Below are 16719 nucleotides of genomic sequence, written 5' to 3' on the forward strand. Positions count from 1 at the left end.
CCCTCCCTCTCCTGTACCGCCCCGAGCGCTGCTCAGGAGTGTCCCGCCGGATGCAGGGCGGAAGCGGGACTGCCGCCAACAGAGCTGGCCTGCACTGCCGTCTCATCCAGGAGCGGCATATCCGAAGCCAGGTCATCAACGCCGGTTTCCGCCATACGGAAGCAGCGGTTGGTCAGTTCCCGGGTGGTGGTCGCGTCAAAGCCGCTCATTTCACCGAAGGAGGCCACCAGCGCGGGCAGGGCATTGACCACGTCGCGCAGCAGGGCCTGCAGGTTGTCCTCCGGCGCGATGTCGCCGTCCAGTACCCGGTCCAGCATGTCCTGGGCGGCCCAGCCCAGCTCGCCCAGCACATTGGCGCCGACCGCGCGGCCATTGCCCTTGAAGGTATGGAAATGGCGGCGCATGTCCTTCAGGTTCTGGTTCGGTTCCGGGTCCAGTTCCCACACCGCCATCAGGCGGGTGAGTTCGGCGACTATTTCTTCCGATTCCTCGAGAAAGACCTCGCGAAACTCCGGCGGAATATCCTTGTCCTCAACGTACTTGCCCGCTGGCGCTGAGGGCGAAGCGGCGACACTGACAGCCGCTTGGGCCTCGGGCACCGCCACAGCGGCGCCAGCCGAAAGTTCCTCGATGTAGTGATCGAGCGCCGCAGCGCGCTGCTCGGCGAAGGCGATCAAGTGCGCGGTGTCATCGAGGGGGTCGATCAGCGTGCGCTGCAGGTGCAGCTCGATCTGGGCAAAGGCATCGGCAAAACAGCGGAAGGCCTCGTCCTCGCGGACACAGCCCGCTTTGCCGGCCGCTTCAAGCCAGCGCCGGCACTGCTCCATGACTGCGCCCTCGCGCTCCATTCCGGCAAAGGTCAGGGCACCGGAAATCTCTGACAGCAGCTGGATGGATATCGCCATTGCCTTGCGTTCCGGAACGTCGTCCAGCTGGCCCTGGAACTGCTGGGCCAGATCGTAGAGCAGATCGACATCGGCCTCGCCGTTGTCGGCGTCGGCCACCGCCTTGCGCAATTCCGCGTGACCGCGCTCGGTTTTGTTGAGATAGCGGTGCAGGGCATGGGTCAACTTCAGGGTGTCATCCATGCCGAAAGGTTTGCGCTTCAGGGCCTGGGCCAGGGCCTTGCCACGCAGCACTGCGTGCAGGTGGTTTTCCACCAGCGCCATTTGCCCGAAGGTGGCATTGACCACACTTTCACGCAGTTCGAATTCGCGGCTTGAGAAGGCGCTGCAGACGCCGTGTTCAAGCTTGTATTCCACATCCAGCTTCACGTCCACGATACCGCGGACGATGCCGGTAATGGCCTGCTCCAGCTTCAGCGCATCGCCGCGGTAATCACCGCGATAGAGGTTCTGCAGTTTATTGAACACCGATTGCAGCGACTCGGCGTGAGCTTCGTGCCCGGCGGCGGACAGGCGGAACATGGCCTGTTCCACGTGATCGAGTGCTTCTGTGCCGGCGGACTCCTCGGGGTTGCGAATACTGTGGAGGTCGTTGGCATTGATAAAATCGGCCACCGCATTAAGGTGTTCCAGCGCACCGCTCAGCGCGGTCACCAGTGCGTCGATGTGAATCAGGCCGCGCTGGCTCTCTTCCAGCGTGTTGTCGTCGATACCAAACACTTCGCGGATGTTGGCGATGTGTACCGGTTTGGCGCGGCACGAGGCAATGTAGTACAGCATCTGCTGCAGGTAGCCGTTGTAGTCGACACCCGGGTCGATCTCGCTGCCATTTTCCCGCGCGTACTTGATCATGAAGGCGCCGGTCTTGAACACCTGGGCGATGCATTCGTCGGGCGCGATCAGGCCGCCGGCAATGCCTTCGCACAGGCCCACCTGGGTGAACCAGAAGCGCTCGGGTTCAGTACCGGCGAACAGGGTCTGCATCTTGCGCGCGATGCGCGCCACCGTCTTCATGCTGTCGCCGACATTGCGCTTGCGCAGGGCGGACTTGGCCATCTCCAGGTACAGCGCCAGCATGACATTGGCGCGACTGCGAATTTCCTCGTCCGGCGCAGGGCTGGCACCGACGCTGATGCCGCAGCCCTCGGGGATGTCCATGTGAAAGAAGAAGGCCTGGGGGCGCGGGCGCTCACCCACCCAGCGACGCAGGTCGTTGACGTACTGTTCCAGACCCTGGCCGGTATCCACGCGACTGGTCTGCACGTGGGCCAGGTAGGCGGGCAGTATCTTCAGTGCCTGCATCAGGCCGCCCATGGTGAGCTTGCGGCGCTCGCCCTGCACCCGGTCCTTGTAGAGGAAGTTGAGACTGCGCTCCATCTCGATGGACAGCATCTCGCCCTTCTTGATCCCCAGTGCACGCAGGGTCGAGGTAATCTGGTGTACCGCCCACATGCACTGCAGCAGCGGTTTCTTCTGGCCCGGATCCTTGCTGTACTCCACCAGCGCCTGTTCGGCATTTTCCGCCTGCTTGTTCATCAAGCCGATGACCCACTTGAGGGACACGATGTCGGTCTTGTTAGTCACCACTTATACCTCCAGTTTTTTATAGGCGGTCACGCCCGGCCAGGCGGCCCGCTGCATGCGCGGGTTGCTCCAGCCCAGGTCCTCGCCGGCGCCCAGCACCAGCAGGCCACCGCTGCGCAGGCGGTCGCACAGCTGGTCGATAATCCACAGCTGCGCCTCCCGCTCGAAATAGATCAGTACGTTCTGGCAGAAAACAATATTGAAATCGGCGAAGGGCGCGTCGTTCACATGCAGCAGGTTGCTGTGAAAGAAGTGACAGCGCGGGCGAATGTCGTCCGCAATCGCCCAGAGCTCGCTGTTGACGCGCCGCGTATAGGCGCGGCGAAAATGCGCCGGTATACGGGCGATTGCGCCCTCGCGGTAATGGCCCTGCTGCGCTTCGGTTATCGCACCAAAGCTGAGATCGGTGCCGATACCGTGCCACTCCAGCCAGGGTTCACGCGCCCTGAGACGCTGCTCCACCACCATGGCAATGGAGTAGAGTTCCTGTCCCGCGCTGCAACCGGCACTCCAGAAGGAAAAGCCATTGCCGGTGTCGTCCCGCTGCAGCCATTGATCGATGTAGTCCGCCACTGCATCGAGGGCCGCTGGCTGACGGAAAAAACGCGTCTCCTTGACGGTCAGCAAATCGATCAGCGCGAGCCATTCCGCGCGGGCGGAAATGCTGTCGTCAAACAGTGCCAGATACTCGTCGTAGTCGGTCAGCTCCAGTGCCCGCAGGCGCTCGCCCACACAGCCCTCGATCACCCCCTGGGGGCTTTCGATGCGAATCCCCGCCCGGCGCTGTAGCTGCTGCATCAGCAGCTGGAACTGGCGTCCGTTGAGGTGGGGTTGCTGGCGGGCGGCAAGGCTCATACGGAGACTTTCTCCTTCGACTCAGCCTCTTCCAGGGCGCTCATTTCCTGTTCGTCGTAGATGCGGCGCGCTTCGGAGATGTGTTTCATCTCGTCCAGTTCGGCGAGACCGGCATCGCCGGCGGCGGCGTCCCGCTCGATGCGGAACTGGCTCAGGCTCTCGGCCACGGCGCGCATGGACTGCTGCAGCGCGCTGACGCCCACCTGGGTGTGCTCGCTGTACTCGGAGATGTCCAGATTGCGCTCGCGAATCTCGGCCATCGAGCTGTTCATGTGCTGGGCGCTGTCGGCGGACTGGCCGGCAGCATCGTCCACCGAGTTAATGATGGCGGTGATCTCGTTGGAGCCCTCGCTGATTTCCTCCAGCGAGGCATCGAGGCGATCGATGTACTCCAGAATGGTGACAACGGTGCCCACGGTGTTTTCCATGGAGGAGAGGTTTTCCGCCGACAGGTTCTGCAGCATACGCACTTCGGAAATAACCTTGCGGCCTTCCTCCTCCGCCTCGCGCAGCAGATCGCCGATGGCTTCGGCAATCCCCAGGAAGGGACGGCCGTGCTCGCCGGCCTTCTCGGCCTCGATCCGGGTGTTGATCGCCACCACCGAGATCTTGGTGTTCAGGGCCTGGATGTACTCCGCCGCGGTGGTGACTGATTGAATCAGCTCGCCCTGGCGCTTGGCCGACTTGGAGGTTTCCTGCACTGCCTCGCGCACGTCGGCAGAGGCCTTGGACATGTCCTTGGTCAACTCGTAGCCTCTCGCCACCTGCAGGCGGTTGCGTTCAGAGGTCTGCGCCGCCTTCACGGTGGAGGCCTTGATCTGCTCGCTGGTGCGCACCATTTCGGTGGCGGCGGTGGTGGATTCCACTACGGAGCGGGTCAGTTCCTTGCCCTTGTCCACCTGGCCCTGGGCGGTTTTGCCGATCTTGTTGATCTCGTCCACGGCGATTTCGAAGGGCGTGCGGATATTGCGGATCAGCTCCCGCTGCCGACCGGTGGATGCGTTGATCTCCTGCGCAATCTCCTGGGTAACGCTGTTTTCTTCCGGCGCGTGTACGGTGAGGTCACCCTCGGAGATTTTCACCAGGGCCGCATTGATCTCCGCCACGCCCTGCTCGGTGTAGACCACCCGGCGGCGCTGGTTGCGGAACATCAGGATCAGCAGTGCCACGGAAAGCAGGGCCGGCGCGCCGAACAGCACCATCAGGGTACTACGGTCGTTGATGCGGGCGTTGGTCATGCGATCGATAGCGGGAATCAGGGCGGATATAGCGTCCGACAACGCTGCGTTGGACACAGCCACCGCCTGCCGCGCGGCGGCGGCATTGCGCATTTCCGGCGCTGCTTCGGCGATCTGCTCGATTGAGCTGGACACCACCGCGAACAGCTTGTTTGCCTCGCTGATGGCGTCGATGGCATCGGCGTCAGTCACCCGCTGCACCCCCATCACCATGTTGCCGTTGCGCAGTGCGTCGACGGTGCGGTTGAAGTCCGCGGCATCGGTGCGGAACTCATCGGCCGCGCGCTGGTTCTCGGCGCCGCCGGCGAGGATCTTGTCGATGTTGCGGGCAATGCGCTCGGTCAGCCACAGGGTCTTCTGGGCTGCGGTGACCGTATCGTTGGAGACCGACTCGTCCAGCAGGATGTCCACCACCGCGGCAAACTCACTCTGGATCGGGCGGATATTGTTCTCCAGCTGCTCGGATACCCCGTGGATGAACACGATGCGCGGTCCCGCATCCACCAGGGTGCGGGCGGCCGCCTCGATCGGCTGCCACTGGTCGCTGATCTCGTTCACCTCTGCACCGAGACCTGCGCCCTGGAAACTGGCGAGAGAGGCATTGAATTGTTCGACCTGGGCGTTGAGGAGATCAAAGGTCTGCTGGGCGCCCTGTTCGGTTTCCCGCGCGCGGGCGACAACCTGCTGGGCCTGCAGACGCAGGTCGTTGGCCATGCTGCGGTGCTCACCTTCCTGGCCGGCGTCCTGCTGGATCATGACGAACGTGTAAATCACGCCACCAAGACAGGCCAGAATCGCCAGTGCAATGACGCCTACCCAGAAGGAGGAGGCTGCACTTTTCTTCGCTTCGGTCATGGGTTTTTATCCTCGTTGCTTTCCCCTGTTGTCACCGCAGCGCTGCCGAGATCGCTGTCGGTAACCAGTTTGTCGATGTCCAATACCGCCAAAAACTGTTCTTTGTAGATAAAACCGCCGAGACACATCCCGGCGAAATCCCCATCGATGCTCTGTGTCATGTCGCGCTGCTCAATAGGAAATTTGAGATCCCGGTAAACACCGCTCAGGGTCATGGCGAAGTGCAGGCCGTGCTTGCGCACCACCATGCAGTACTCGCGCGGCCGGCCGCTGTAGGGCTGGCGCCGGAACAATATATCCCCGGAAAATACCGGCAGCAGGCCACCCTTGTGGGCTGCCAGCCCCAATACCCAGGGCTTGGTACCGGGAATGCGTGTCACGGCCGGTGTTTCAATAATCTCGTCCAGCTCCCCGGCCCCCACCAGCAGGGACACCCCCGCGATACTGAGGTGGGTTCCCACCCAGTACATTACGTGCTTGCCGCGGGACGGGCTCGGCGCCGCCGAGTGGGCGTAGTGACGCTCCAGCTCGCGGAATACGGAAAGGGCGCTGGCACTCACGGATCAAGCTGCCTTGCGCGCCGCGGTGTGGTCGGCGATCAGTTGCCGCAGCACTGAGTCCGGTGGAATTTTGGTGACATGGGCGGTGGCGCCGCGGGCCGCACCCTTGGCGATATCGAATATGCCGTCAGACGAGGACAGCATAATCACAGGCGTATTGCGGGTATCTTCGGCATTGCGGATCAGCGTGCAGGTCTGGTACCCGTCGAGTTCCGGCATGGTGATATCGAGAAAAATGATGTCGGGCTTGAAGCGGCGCAGCATGCCCAGGGCTTTGTAGCCATCCTCGGCACACTCCACTTCGCAACCCATATTCTTCAGGGTGTGCGACATCATCATGCGAATGGTCTTGGCGTCGTCCACGATGGCGACCTTGACCCCGCTGATGTCGAGTTCTTCTGTCTGGTCCGTCATTTGTAACCTCGCAGCTTCTTGATTCGTGGCCGCAACCAGGGCAACCGGCGACCACAGTATTTAAATTGCGTCGCGGCCCAGCAAGGAAAAACTGGAGTTTTCTCCAGTTAGCACAGAAGTGTGATGCGGTTCACAAAAAAGTCCGGGGGAGATCCGTGCGAGGCCACGCTCCTCAGTCGTAGAGCTGCTCCAACGCCGTTGCCAGCAATTCCGGAGTGGCGCTGCGATGCACCAGACCGCTGGCGATAGCCGCTTCGGGCATCCCGCGGCACACCGCAGATGCCGGCTGCTGCACCCACAGGCGACAGCCGGTGGTGTCGAGTACATCGAGATTGCCGGCGCCATCGCGCCCCATGCCGGAAAACAGAATCAGGCCCCGCGCCGGCAGCCGCGCCGCCGCCAGCAGGACTTCCAGTTCATCGATGTCGGGGCTGTGGCCCCCTGTCGTCCAGGGCTGCTCGCGTTCTGCCCAGACAGCGTCGGCACCGATACCGATACGCCAGCGCGGCGGCACGATCAGTACCTCTCCCGCCAGCAGCGCGTGGCGCTCTTCGATCAAACCCATGTGAAACAGAGGGCTCGGACTGCTCAGATGACGCAACTGGTCCTGACGCAGGGGGTCGTAATGCTGTGCGTAGAGGAAGGCGACCGGGGGGCGGCGGCGAAAGGCACCCAGAAAGCGCTGCACCGCCGCGGTGGCCCCCGCCGATCCGGCCAGTAACCACACCGCCTGTACCGGAGCGGCCGCGGATGAAGGGGTATCAGCGGCGCGCAGGCCGCGGGGTTCAGTCGCCACGGGGAAACATGAAATTGCGGAAGGGTTCCAGGTGGCCGGGCTGGAAGTCGCCCAGCTCGTAGATGTTCAGCCGGTACATCAGGGTAAGGCAGCGCTGGAAGGCCTCCTCGGCATCGTAGGCCGACGGCGGAATCCGGTAGCGGTCGGTGACCTGGGCGAAGATCAGGGTGGCGATCTCGCGGCGGCCCTGGTCTTCCCGGTACAGCAGGTGATCCACCGGTGATGACACCACACCAGGGCCGTAAACCAGGAAGGCCTCCCAGTGCCGGGTGTCCTGGTGTTCACCGAGCAGCGACATCAGAAAGCGCACCATGGTATTGAGTTCATCCCGCGGCGGCAGTACATCCTTTTGCAACCAGCTGCGCACCTCCGCCTCGCGCCACTGCGGATTGATGGCCAGCAAGCTGATAACCCGGCCCTCCGCCAGCGGCGGCACCGCACCGCTGAGGTCCCACAACATATTGAGCCGGGCGGAAAAACCCAGCGCCGAGGGCGCGGGTTCACCCAACAGCGCGCGATACTGTTCTGCATACTCCGCCGGCGGACGACGCTGCACACCGGCTTCCCCCGGCTTCCTGGCACTGCCTTCAGCCATGACTGACCTCCGCCTCCCGGGCCTGTTTGAGGCGCTTGTTGTAGGTGGGTACCGACACGCCGGCCGCGGCGGCACGCTGTTTGACGGCGACACCACTGCCCTGGTTTTCGAGCTGTTTCAGCACCAGCGTCCGCGCCCAGGAAAGGGGGTCGGCAGTGCCGTCACATCCCTCCGCAAGCCAGTTGCGCACCAGTGTATCCATATTCTTCCACAGCATGCTGTCGCCGCGCGCTGCCGCACGTTCGCCAATACGCGGCTGCCAGCGCTGCAGATTGCGTGAGTTAGTGCCGAGCCTGCGCGCGGCGCGGGCGAGGCGCCCGCCGCAGTCCGCTATGACCGCCACCACGATCTCGTCCTCCAGCCACTGACCCAGCGGTGCGGGGACGTCGCCGGAGAGGGCGTGGTGCAGCGCCTCCGCCAACATCTGTTCCAGGGCTTCCGCAGCGCTCGGCCGGTAGCGGCCGAGACTGGAGAGTTCGCCGCCAAAGCCGTCGACAATGGGCTCCAGCAGGGGCCGTTCGACATCCTGTGCCGCCCCCAGCAGGCCGAGATCTGCGGGTCGGACCCGAGCGCCTTCCGCCTGCGTCAGTGCCTGACCGATACGCTGGCGCATCTCGCTGATATTGCCCTCCCAGGTATGCGCCAGCATGGCGCCCTCCGCCTCGGGCGTGAAACGGTGTGGGTCCAGCTCCCGGTCCTCGCACTCCTGCTGCAGGATCTTGTCCGCCCAGCGCAGTACCGCCCGCTGGCGATCGCGAATGGGCGGCACGTAGATGGGATAGCCGGCAAATACTGTGGCCAGTGGCTCCTGCAACTGGCGGGTGCGCACCAGGCGCTCAATGGAATCCGGCAGCAGGGCGACAAACCGCGCCCCGCTCAGCGGCCGGGGGGGATGACCGTCGAGCAACAGGGTGCGGCTGCGGAGTTGCCGCGCCAGTCGCAGCTGGGCATCGGCGCACATCAGGTGGGGATACTTGAAAACCAGGGTTTTATCGCGGCTAGCGGCCAGGGTCGCGCTGATGGCGCGGTTGGCGTTGTCGCAGTTGCGAAACTCGCGGCAGTCAATGGCGACAAAGTGGCCGGGCAGGCCGCCGGATTCCTGGTGCACGACCCGGGCCACGTACATCTTGCCGGTGCCCCGGGCGCCGATGATGGCGATGGGCATATGGGTCTTGGCGAGAAAGGCGGCGCGATCCACCGCGCCCTCCATATTGTCGAGCACGTAGCCGGCCTTGGCACCGCCACGGTGCGCAATGCCGCTCCCCTCGACATCCCAGAGTCCTTGCTGCTTCACCTGCTGTTACATCTTTTTATCTGTGATTGGAGCCCGCTGGCTCGCCAAGGGGTCCAATATAGGGGGTCGGGCGGTTCATGACCATAGGCGATAGCGGCTTAGCGCCGGATGGCCTTGATAACCTCGCGCGCCAGGTCCCAGCGATCAAAGCCCTGGGCGCCGTAATCGAGCCCGCGCCGCACAATCACCAGGTCGTGGGAGGGCACGACGATCACAAACTGGCCGCGGTTGCCGGCGGTGCTGTAGGCATCTGCCGGCACCTCGCCCTTGCGCTCGTCCGGTACCAGCCACCACTGGCCACCGTAGAAATTGCCGCTGTCCGCAGTGGCCGGGGCCGGTGTTCGCACGAAGTCTATCCACGCTTCGGAAATGATCTGCTCTCCCTGCCAGCGCCCCCGCTGCAGGTAGAGCTGGCCGAAACGCGCAAGGTCGCGGGCATTGCTGTAGACCTGGCTGCTCAGAATAAAATCGCCGAAGCGATCGGTACTGAGCAGCGTGTTGCGCATACCGAGCTTGTCCAGCAGTGCGCGGCGGGGATATTCCCGGTAGGCCTCTGCGCCAAGCGCCTGCTTCATCGCCAGCACCGCCAGCAGGGTGTCGTAGTTCTCGTAATCCCAGAAGCTGCCCGGGTGGCGCACCAGCCCGCGATCCAGTGCGCCGGCGACCGAACTGGCGCCGGCCCAGTAGGCCAGCCCGGAGCCGGTGGCGTATTCGCGGCCAAAGCTGTCCACCGGGTACAGCCCACTGGACATATTCAACAGGTGGCGCAGTGTTATCTGCGCGCGCGGATCAGACCCGCCCTCCAGTGCCGGGGACCAGGGCAGGGACAGCGGTTCGTCCAGGGCGAGCCGGTCGGCCTCCACCAGTTGCCCGATGAGGGTGGCGGCAATACTCTTGGCGGTGGACCAGGTGCGGGTGCGGGTGTGCATATCAAAACCGGGAGCGTAGCGTTCGTGCACGATATTGCCCTGGTACAGCACCAGCAGGCTGATGGTGTCCTGCTCGGGGGTATCGCGGTCAAAGGCCCAGTCGGAGGCCGCCTGGAGCGCAGCCCCATCGACGGAAGCGGGCAGCGGCCCAGCAGGCGTCAGATCCCCCAACGGCCAGGGAATCGCGGCGGCATCACCCGGAGGCGGCGGCATATCCAGCCGCGGCAGGGCATCGATATCCTCTGGCGTCTGCCCGGGCGCCATCACGACGCAACCGATACCGGGGCGAAATACCGCACTGATCGCCTGGTCGCCGTCGGCGCCGGCGCCGGCGCCGGCGCCGGAGACCGTCACCCGCTGCTGTTGTCGATCAACCTGCAACTTGCCGGCTTCTGTGTTTTCGTCGAAGCGCACCAGATAGGCCAGCTCCTGCCGCCTGACCTGTTCCAGCTTGCGCCCGGAGGTGAACAGGCCATTACAGGCGAGCACGGCTTCAACCCCGTGGCGGATCAGTTGGCGCTGGGGCTGGAAATAGTCGGTCGCCACAGCGGGCTGACAGAAGAGGGCGATAAACAGTGTGGTACCAGTGAACAGGCGTCGCGATGCGGCAGGCAAGGGAAATTCCTCGGGAGACGGTGGCCCCGGCAGTGTAAAGAAGCCCGGTGGCAGCCGCCAGTTCAGCGCCAGCGCGATTCATGTTCCCGCCGGGTGAACTCCACCACGCCGCCGTCAGCCAGATACTGGCAGATGCGCGTGGGAACGCCTTCGTCATCCAGTTCCACCAGTCCGATACCCGCCCCGTTGAGGAGCCGCCTGCCGTGCGGCGTTCCCTCCGGTTTGCGCGGGATCACGCGCATGCTGCGCCGACGGGTCAGCCAGTTGAGCGGAGAGCGCGGCGAGTAGAGCCAGCGGTTCAGGTGGTCGAGGGTCGCCAGCAAGCGCTCCGGAAAACTGTTGGCCAGGCCGCTGCTGCAGATCTGGTAGATGTCCGGCCCGCGCAGGCGACCGCGCAGCTCCACGTCGTAGACAAAGGAGTAGTGCACATCGCCGGACAGGATGACAAAGTGACCCGGCGTTCGCGAATGGCGAAAAATATTCAGTATGGCGGAGGCGGCGCCCCGGTGAGACATCCAGTTCTCGGCGTCCACCATCAACGGCAAACCGACATAGGTAAACACGCGCTGAATCACTTCGATCAACTTGACCCCGAAGATGGGTGCCGAGGAAACCAGGAGCACCGCCGGCAGGCCCTTGAGGTCGTGCTGCAGGTCGGTGAGGGCCTCCCAGTCCATCAATCCCGACGGCTTGTCGGCCGATGATTCCGAGCGCCAGCGGTGGGTGCGACAGTCGGCGACCACCAGCGGCGGGTTTAAATTCCATACGTAATGCCAATGATCAAAACGCAACAGATCAACCAGCAGATTGTCGTGTTCTTCGCCACCGGGAAGCTTGAGGGTATTGGCAACGCGCTGCATGAGCTCCGCTGGAAAGGCATCCGGACTGTTGCCCCAGCCCTGGCACAGCAGGTAGGCCAGCAGGGCATTGCCGATCACCCTGCTGGAGAAGGGATGCCCGTAGGCGCTCTCTTCCCAACCCCGGGTAAGGTTCCAGTCGTCTGTCACATCGTGATCGTCGAAAATCATCGCCACCGGGATGTGGGCAAAAAGACGCTGCACCGCTGCCAGGCCTTCGGCGAAACCCTCAACGGCATCGTCCTGCTTGCGATACAGATCCTGCTCTTCCTGATCCAATCCTTTTGGCATTCCACATGTACCGCAACGCCAGAGCGTCGGCGACCATACCAGGAGGTACATCACCAGCATTTCGGCTAGCGTAATCAGGTGGTTGCGCGCATTGGCCGTGGTGAATACCGGCTTCTCTGCGCCGCGAAACAGCACTTGCGCCAAGCCACGGTTGCGCCGGGTTTGCGGCAGCAGGCGATCGCGCCGGTAGTAGCAATCGGGGTGCTGATAGAGTGCCTCCGCGCTGCCGGCCTTCACCTCGTCACCGGCCCCGGCCAGTGGTTCGTCGGGCAGCCCCAGCAGTGGAATCAGGTGGTGTATGCGGCGCAGCAGGGGGCCGGCGACATCGTCGGCATATATCTGGTCGCCGCTCAGCATCAGCGCGGCGGGCCAATCGCTGTGGGTGCTGTCCTTGCTGTTCGCATCGCTGCCAGCATCACTATCGGCGAGCCATTGCGCCAGCAATTGATCCGCCCTTACCAGGCCATCGCCAGCGCCGTGATGGGGTTTGCGACAGGAGCCGTGAAGAACCGAATGGACCCGGCCAGACAGGCGGAAGCCCGGCAGGGAATGACCGTCATAGCACAGGTCCGGAGCCAGCTCGCCCAGGTCGCGCCAGTGCGCGGCCCCTTCACCCCCGGTGCCCAGGGCTAGCTGATAGGCCACCCAGGTGTCGCTGGGCAATTCCTCGTCCAGCGGCACATCCAGCAACAGAAAATGCAGGTGCTTTCCTGCCTGAATGGCATTCAGGCCCGCCTCGCCGGCTCGCAGGTGATAGGACTGCTCTGGCGCCTGCGACGGGCTGAGCGTCAGCTTCAGGTCGCAGCGCTGGCTGGTCGCCAGCCAGGCGACAAAGCGCTTGCGCTCAACACGCCGCAGTATCGGGCCGGCCAGCAGCAGAGGCAGTTCCATGATCCCGGTGCCGAGCCTGTGACCGGATCAGAAAGGGATGTCGTCGTCGCCGTAGGGCGGCGGCTCTTCGCCGCCGGCCGGAGCCCCGTAGTCAGCACTGGTCTCGGCGGCTGCGGCAGCCTCCACCTTCCAGCCCTGCAGGTTGTTGAAATAGCGCCCGTTGTACTCGCGCCCGCGGATATCGAAACTCACAGTGACTTCCTGCCCGGGCTGCAGGCCGTCCAGCAGGGAAATCTTGTCCTGTACAAACTCCAGGTTGATCTCCTGCGGATAGCGGCCATCGTCCACGGTCACCACCATTTCCCGCTTGGTAAAGCCACTGTTGAAAGTCTGGGGTTCCTGGATAAGTTTGATCTTTCCGGTCAATTCGTAGGCCAAGCCTTGTCTCCTGTTATAGCGAGAGGAAAAGAGCTAGCAAATCTAGAAAGATTCGCTACACATCCAGGTTGGCAACGGACAACGCATTTTCCTCGATGAAATCCCGACGGGGCTCCACATGATCACCCATCAGGCAGGTAAATATCTGGTCGGCGGCAATGGCGTCCTCGATGGTCACCCTCAGCATGCGACGCACTTCCGGGTCCATGGTGGTTTCCCAGAGCTGATCCGGGTTCATCTCACCCAGGCCCTTGTAACGCTGGATATTGTAGCCCTTGCGCGCCTCTGCCATCAGCCAGGACAGACCGGTTTCGAAATCACGGGTGTTGAGCACCTTGTCGCCACGCTGGAAGTAACCGCCTTCCTCGATCAGGTTGTTAATGGTGTTTCCGAGAGCCACCATGCTGCGGTATTCGCCGGAGGCAAAGAACTCGTGGTGGTATTCAGTCTCGGACTCGATACCGTGAGCCAGCAGTTTCACCACCGGGAAGAAAATCTGCCGCTCCTGATCCTTGCGGACGACAACGTCGTATACACTGCCCTTTGGTGCCACTGGTAGTAAGCGCTCACTCAGCATCTGCGCGAAGGCAGCCACACGGGCCTCATCCTTCAGGTCGTCGACGCTGATGTGCTCCCCGTAGACTATTTGCCACAACACTGCGGGAGCATACAGACGACTCAGGCGGTCCACCGTGGCAGCCACTTTGCGGAACTCGCCGACCAATTGCTCCAGCCCCTCGCCGGTGATGGCCGGCGCGTCCGGGTTGACCACGATGGCAGCGCCGTCCAGGGCCGACTGGGTCAGGTACTGGCGCAGGGCATCGTCGTCCTTGAGATAGGTGTGTTGCTTGCCCTTGGCCACTTTGTACAGCGGCGGCTGGGCGATGTAGATATGACCGCGCTCGATCAGTTCCGGCATCTGCCGGAAGAAGAAGGTCAGCAACAGGGTTCGAATATGAGATCCATCGACATCGGCGTCGGTCATGATGATGATGCTGTGATAGCGGAGTTTATCGGCATCGAACTCGTCTTTGCCAATGCCACAGCCGAGGGCGGTAACGATGGTGCCCACTTCGGCAGAGCCAAGCATCTTGTCGAAACGGGCCTTCTCGACATTGAGAATCTTGCCCTTCAGCGGCAGGATGGCCTGAAAGCGACGGTTGCGCCCCTGCTTGGCTGAACCGCCAGCGGAGTCACCCTCGACCAGGTACAGCTCGGACAGGGCAGGGTCTTTCTCCTGGCAGTCCGCCAGTTTGCCGGGCAGACCGGCAATATCCAGGGCGCCTTTGCGGCGGGTCATTTCCCTGGCTTTGCGCGCGGCTTCGCGAGCCCGTGCGGCGTCCAGCATCTTGCCCACCACAGACTTCGCTTCCTGGGGATTTTCCAGCAGGTAATCATTGAACTCGGCATTCATTGCCTGTTCTACCGCGGTTTTCACCTCGGAGGAGACCAATTTATCCTTGGTCTGGGATGAAAACTTGGGATCGGGGACTTTCACCGAAATAATAGCGGTCAGACCTTCCCGGGCATCATCACCGGTCGTGTTGACTTTGGCCTTCTTGGCCATCCCCTCGCGCTCGATGTAGCCATTCAGGCTGCGGGTGAGTGCGGCGCGAAAGCCGGCAAGGTGGGTGCCGCCGTCTCGCTGGGGAATATTGTTGGTGTAGCAGTAGATGTTTTCCTGGAAGGTGTCGTTCCACTGCAGGGCCACCTCAACACCAATACCTTCGTCGGTATCGACCTGAAAGTGGAAAGGCTTGTTGACCGGCGTCTTGTTCTGGTTCAGGTAGTTTACGAAGGCATTCAACCCGCCCTCGTAGGCATAGGCTTCCTCTTTACCGCTGCGTTCGTCCTTCAGCACGATGCGCACGCCGGAATTCAGGAAGGCCAGTTCCCGCAGACGCTTGGCCAGCTGATCGAAGTGGAACTCAATATTGGTAAAGGTCTGGGCAGAGGGCTTGAAGTGAACACTGGTGCCGGAGCTTTCGGTCTCGCCGATCGCTGCCAGCGGCGCCTGGGGTACACCGTGGCGGTAGATCTGCTCGTACATCTTGCCTTCACGACGGATTGTCAGGGTCAGTTCTTCGGAGAGGGCGTTTACCACCGAAACACCCACGCCATGCAGGCCGCCGGAGACTTTGTAGGTATTGTCATCGAACTTACCACCGGCGTGCAGCACGGTCATGATAACTTCGGCGGCAGATACCCCTTCTTCGTGCATTTCGGTCGGGATGCCGCGACCATCGTCACCCACTGTAACCGACTCATCGGGGTGGATAACAATATCGATCCGGGAGCAATGGCCGGCGAGCGCCTCGTCGATGGAATTGTCGACCAGCTCAAACACCATGTGGTGCAGGCCAGTACCATCGTCAGTATCACCAATGTACATGCCCGGCCGTTTGCGGACGGCGTCCAGACCCTTGAGTACCTTGATGCTTGAAGAATCGTAGTTCCTTTCCTGATCGCTCATATTCCGAATGACTCTTTCCGATGACTCTCTTTATTTCGCCCCAGCTGCGGCGGGGTCGAGGCTTGTTTCACCAAAACTTTGCTCTGTCACTTCGCCATGTTCCACGTGGAACATGGCCAGATCCTGCGCTTGTGACCACTGATCCGCAAGATCGTCCTGCGCGACACAGGTGATGAATACCTGTGCGCCCAACCTGTCCAATTCTTCGCACACGCGGCGGTTGTGCTGCGCATCCAGCTCCGAGGGCAAATCATCCACCAGGTAGATACACTGCTTCTGGGCCCTGTCCTGCATCAACTGACCCTGGGCCAACTTCAAACCACAGATCACCAGCTTTTGCTGGCCGCGGGAAAGCACATCCTCGGCGGCCCGGCCATCGATCACGACCTTGAGATCAGCTCGCTGCGGACCAACCTGGGTGAAACCCTTTTCCCGATCTGAGGCAAGGGTTGCAGCCAGCGCCTCCCCGTAACTCAGGCGCTTGTCCCAGCCCTGTCGCAAGCGCAATTCGAGCTCGCCCAACTGCGGTAGCAAGCGATCCATCAACGAGCGAAACAAAGGCGCCAGGTCAGCAAAATAGGCCTGGCGATAGCTGTTTAAACGCTGTCCGGATTCAGCCAGCTCCCGCGTCCAGACGGACAGTTCGCGGTCGGCCAGTCTATCACGCCGAAGCCCGCTATTCCGCTGTTTAATACAGCGCTGGAAGCGCTGCCACTCAGGGAAGAAACGATGTTCCACGTGGAACACCCCCCAGTTCAGATACTGCCTTCGTGCGGGAGGACTCCCGGTCAGGAGCGCAAAGCTGTCGGCGTTGATGACCTGCAGCGGCAGGTGATCCACCAGTTCCGACACCGCCCTTGCCGGGGCGCCCTGCACCCGAAGTGATACCTCTCCGTTCAACAGGCGCTGGACGCCCAGCAGCTTTCGTGCGCCGCCGCTCCTGGCGACAGCGCCCTGTACGATGCAGTCAGGATGGCCATGGGTAATGAGGGTCCTGGCACTGGTTCCCCGAAAAGAGCGCGCCATACCAAGCAGGTGGATGGCTTCGAGAATACTGGTCTTACCACTTCCATTCTCGCCAAAACAGACGTTGATGCGGGCAAAGCGGGGCAGGGACGCCGCCTGGATATTACGTACGCGATGTATATTGAGTTGTTGCAGTGCCACAGGTGGGGGCTGCTTCAGCGAT

Annotated in this window: 13 protein-coding genes; all 13 read right to left on the bottom strand. The window is 62.4% G+C overall.

Annotated elements, in window-relative coordinates:
• Nucleotides 1–32: 32 nt before the first annotated feature.
• Nucleotides 33–2489: a FimL-related protein gene (locus FVW59_RS07925; protein ID WP_148063719.1), complete on the bottom strand. Its 2457-nt coding sequence runs from the start codon at nucleotides 2487–2489 to the stop codon at nucleotides 33–35.
• A gap of 3 nt (nucleotides 2490–2492) precedes the next feature.
• Nucleotides 2493–3344 (bottom strand): CheR family methyltransferase, encoded by an 852-nt coding sequence (locus FVW59_RS07930; RefSeq protein WP_148063720.1) that lies wholly within the window; start codon nucleotides 3342–3344, stop codon nucleotides 2493–2495.
• On the bottom strand, nucleotides 3341–5437 hold the full coding sequence (locus FVW59_RS07935) for a methyl-accepting chemotaxis protein (RefSeq protein WP_148063721.1): 2097 nt from the start codon (nucleotides 5435–5437) through the stop codon (nucleotides 3341–3343). The genes FVW59_RS07930 and FVW59_RS07935 overlap by 4 nt, the downstream gene beginning before the upstream one ends.
• A complete protein-coding gene (locus FVW59_RS07940; protein ID WP_148063722.1) occupies nucleotides 5434–5997 on the bottom strand; it encodes a chemotaxis protein CheW in 564 nt (187 codons plus the stop codon). Before FVW59_RS07940 ends, FVW59_RS07935 begins: the two co-directional genes overlap by 4 nt.
• A 3-nt stretch (nucleotides 5998–6000) precedes the next feature.
• Complete coding sequence (locus FVW59_RS07945) at nucleotides 6001–6411, bottom strand: response regulator (protein ID WP_116368492.1); 411 nt, start codon at nucleotides 6409–6411, stop codon at nucleotides 6001–6003.
• Nucleotides 6412–6583: 172 nt separating this feature from the next.
• Nucleotides 6584–7207, bottom strand: a complete 624-nt coding sequence (locus tag FVW59_RS07950; protein WP_187275818.1) for a chemotaxis protein CheB — start codon at nucleotides 7205–7207, stop codon at nucleotides 6584–6586.
• Nucleotides 7197–7802: a hypothetical protein gene (locus FVW59_RS07955; protein ID WP_148063724.1), complete on the bottom strand. Its 606-nt coding sequence runs from the start codon at nucleotides 7800–7802 to the stop codon at nucleotides 7197–7199. Before FVW59_RS07955 ends, FVW59_RS07950 begins: the two co-directional genes overlap by 11 nt.
• Nucleotides 7795–9096, bottom strand: a complete 1302-nt coding sequence (locus tag FVW59_RS07960) for an AAA-type ATPase lid domain-containing protein (RefSeq protein ID WP_148063725.1) — start codon at nucleotides 9094–9096, stop codon at nucleotides 7795–7797. The genes FVW59_RS07955 and FVW59_RS07960 overlap by 8 nt, the downstream gene beginning before the upstream one ends.
• Nucleotides 9097–9194: 98 nt before the next feature.
• Complete coding sequence (locus FVW59_RS07965) at nucleotides 9195–10640, bottom strand: serine hydrolase domain-containing protein (RefSeq protein ID WP_246139672.1); 1446 nt, start codon at nucleotides 10638–10640, stop codon at nucleotides 9195–9197.
• A 62-nt stretch (nucleotides 10641–10702) separates the two neighbouring features.
• The gene (locus tag FVW59_RS07970) at nucleotides 10703–12679 is read right to left on the bottom strand and encodes a metallophosphoesterase family protein (protein ID WP_148063726.1); all 1977 of its coding nucleotides are present in this window, start codon (nucleotides 12677–12679) and stop codon (nucleotides 10703–10705) included.
• A 27-nt stretch (nucleotides 12680–12706) separates the two neighbouring features.
• A complete protein-coding gene (locus FVW59_RS07975; protein ID WP_148063727.1) occupies nucleotides 12707–13057 on the bottom strand; it encodes a DUF3127 domain-containing protein in 351 nt (116 codons plus the stop codon).
• A 55-nt stretch (nucleotides 13058–13112) separates the two neighbouring features.
• Nucleotides 13113–15530, bottom strand: coding sequence for a DNA topoisomerase (ATP-hydrolyzing) subunit B (gene gyrB / locus FVW59_RS07980; protein WP_148063728.1), 2418 nt, complete (start codon nucleotides 15528–15530; stop codon nucleotides 13113–13115).
• A 30-nt stretch (nucleotides 15531–15560) separates the two neighbouring features.
• Entirely contained in the window at nucleotides 15561–16697 is a 1137-nt protein-coding gene (gene recF / locus FVW59_RS07985; RefSeq protein WP_148063729.1) for a DNA replication/repair protein RecF, read from the bottom strand.
• Nucleotides 16698–16719: the final 22 nt, after the last annotated feature.

Origin of the sequence: Parahaliea aestuarii (assembly GCF_008064635.1) — a bacterium.
Taxonomy (GTDB): domain Bacteria; phylum Pseudomonadota; class Gammaproteobacteria; order Pseudomonadales; family Halieaceae; genus Parahaliea; species Parahaliea aestuarii.

Bases quoted from the DNA above. Each gene is read 5' to 3' on its own strand.
- FVW59_RS07935 (WP_148063721.1), bottom strand. From the start codon at position 5,437: ATGACCGAAGCGAAGAAAAGTGCAGCCTCCTCCTTCTGGGTAGGCGTC.
- FVW59_RS07930 (WP_148063720.1), bottom strand. From the start codon at position 3,344: ATGAGCCTTGCCGCCCGCCAGCAACCCCACCTCAACGGACGCCAGTTC.
- FVW59_RS07955 (WP_148063724.1), bottom strand. From the start codon at position 7,802: ATGGCTGAAGGCAGTGCCAGGAAGCCGGGGGAAGCCGGTGTGCAGCGT.
- FVW59_RS07945 (WP_116368492.1), bottom strand. From the start codon at position 6,411: ATGACGGACCAGACAGAAGAACTCGACATCAGCGGGGTCAAGGTCGCC.
- gyrB (WP_148063728.1), bottom strand. From the start codon at position 15,530: ATGAGCGATCAGGAAAGGAACTACGATTCTTCAAGCATCAAGGTACTC.
- FVW59_RS07970 (WP_148063726.1), bottom strand. From the start codon at position 12,679: ATGGAACTGCCTCTGCTGCTGGCCGGCCCGATACTGCGGCGTGTTGAG.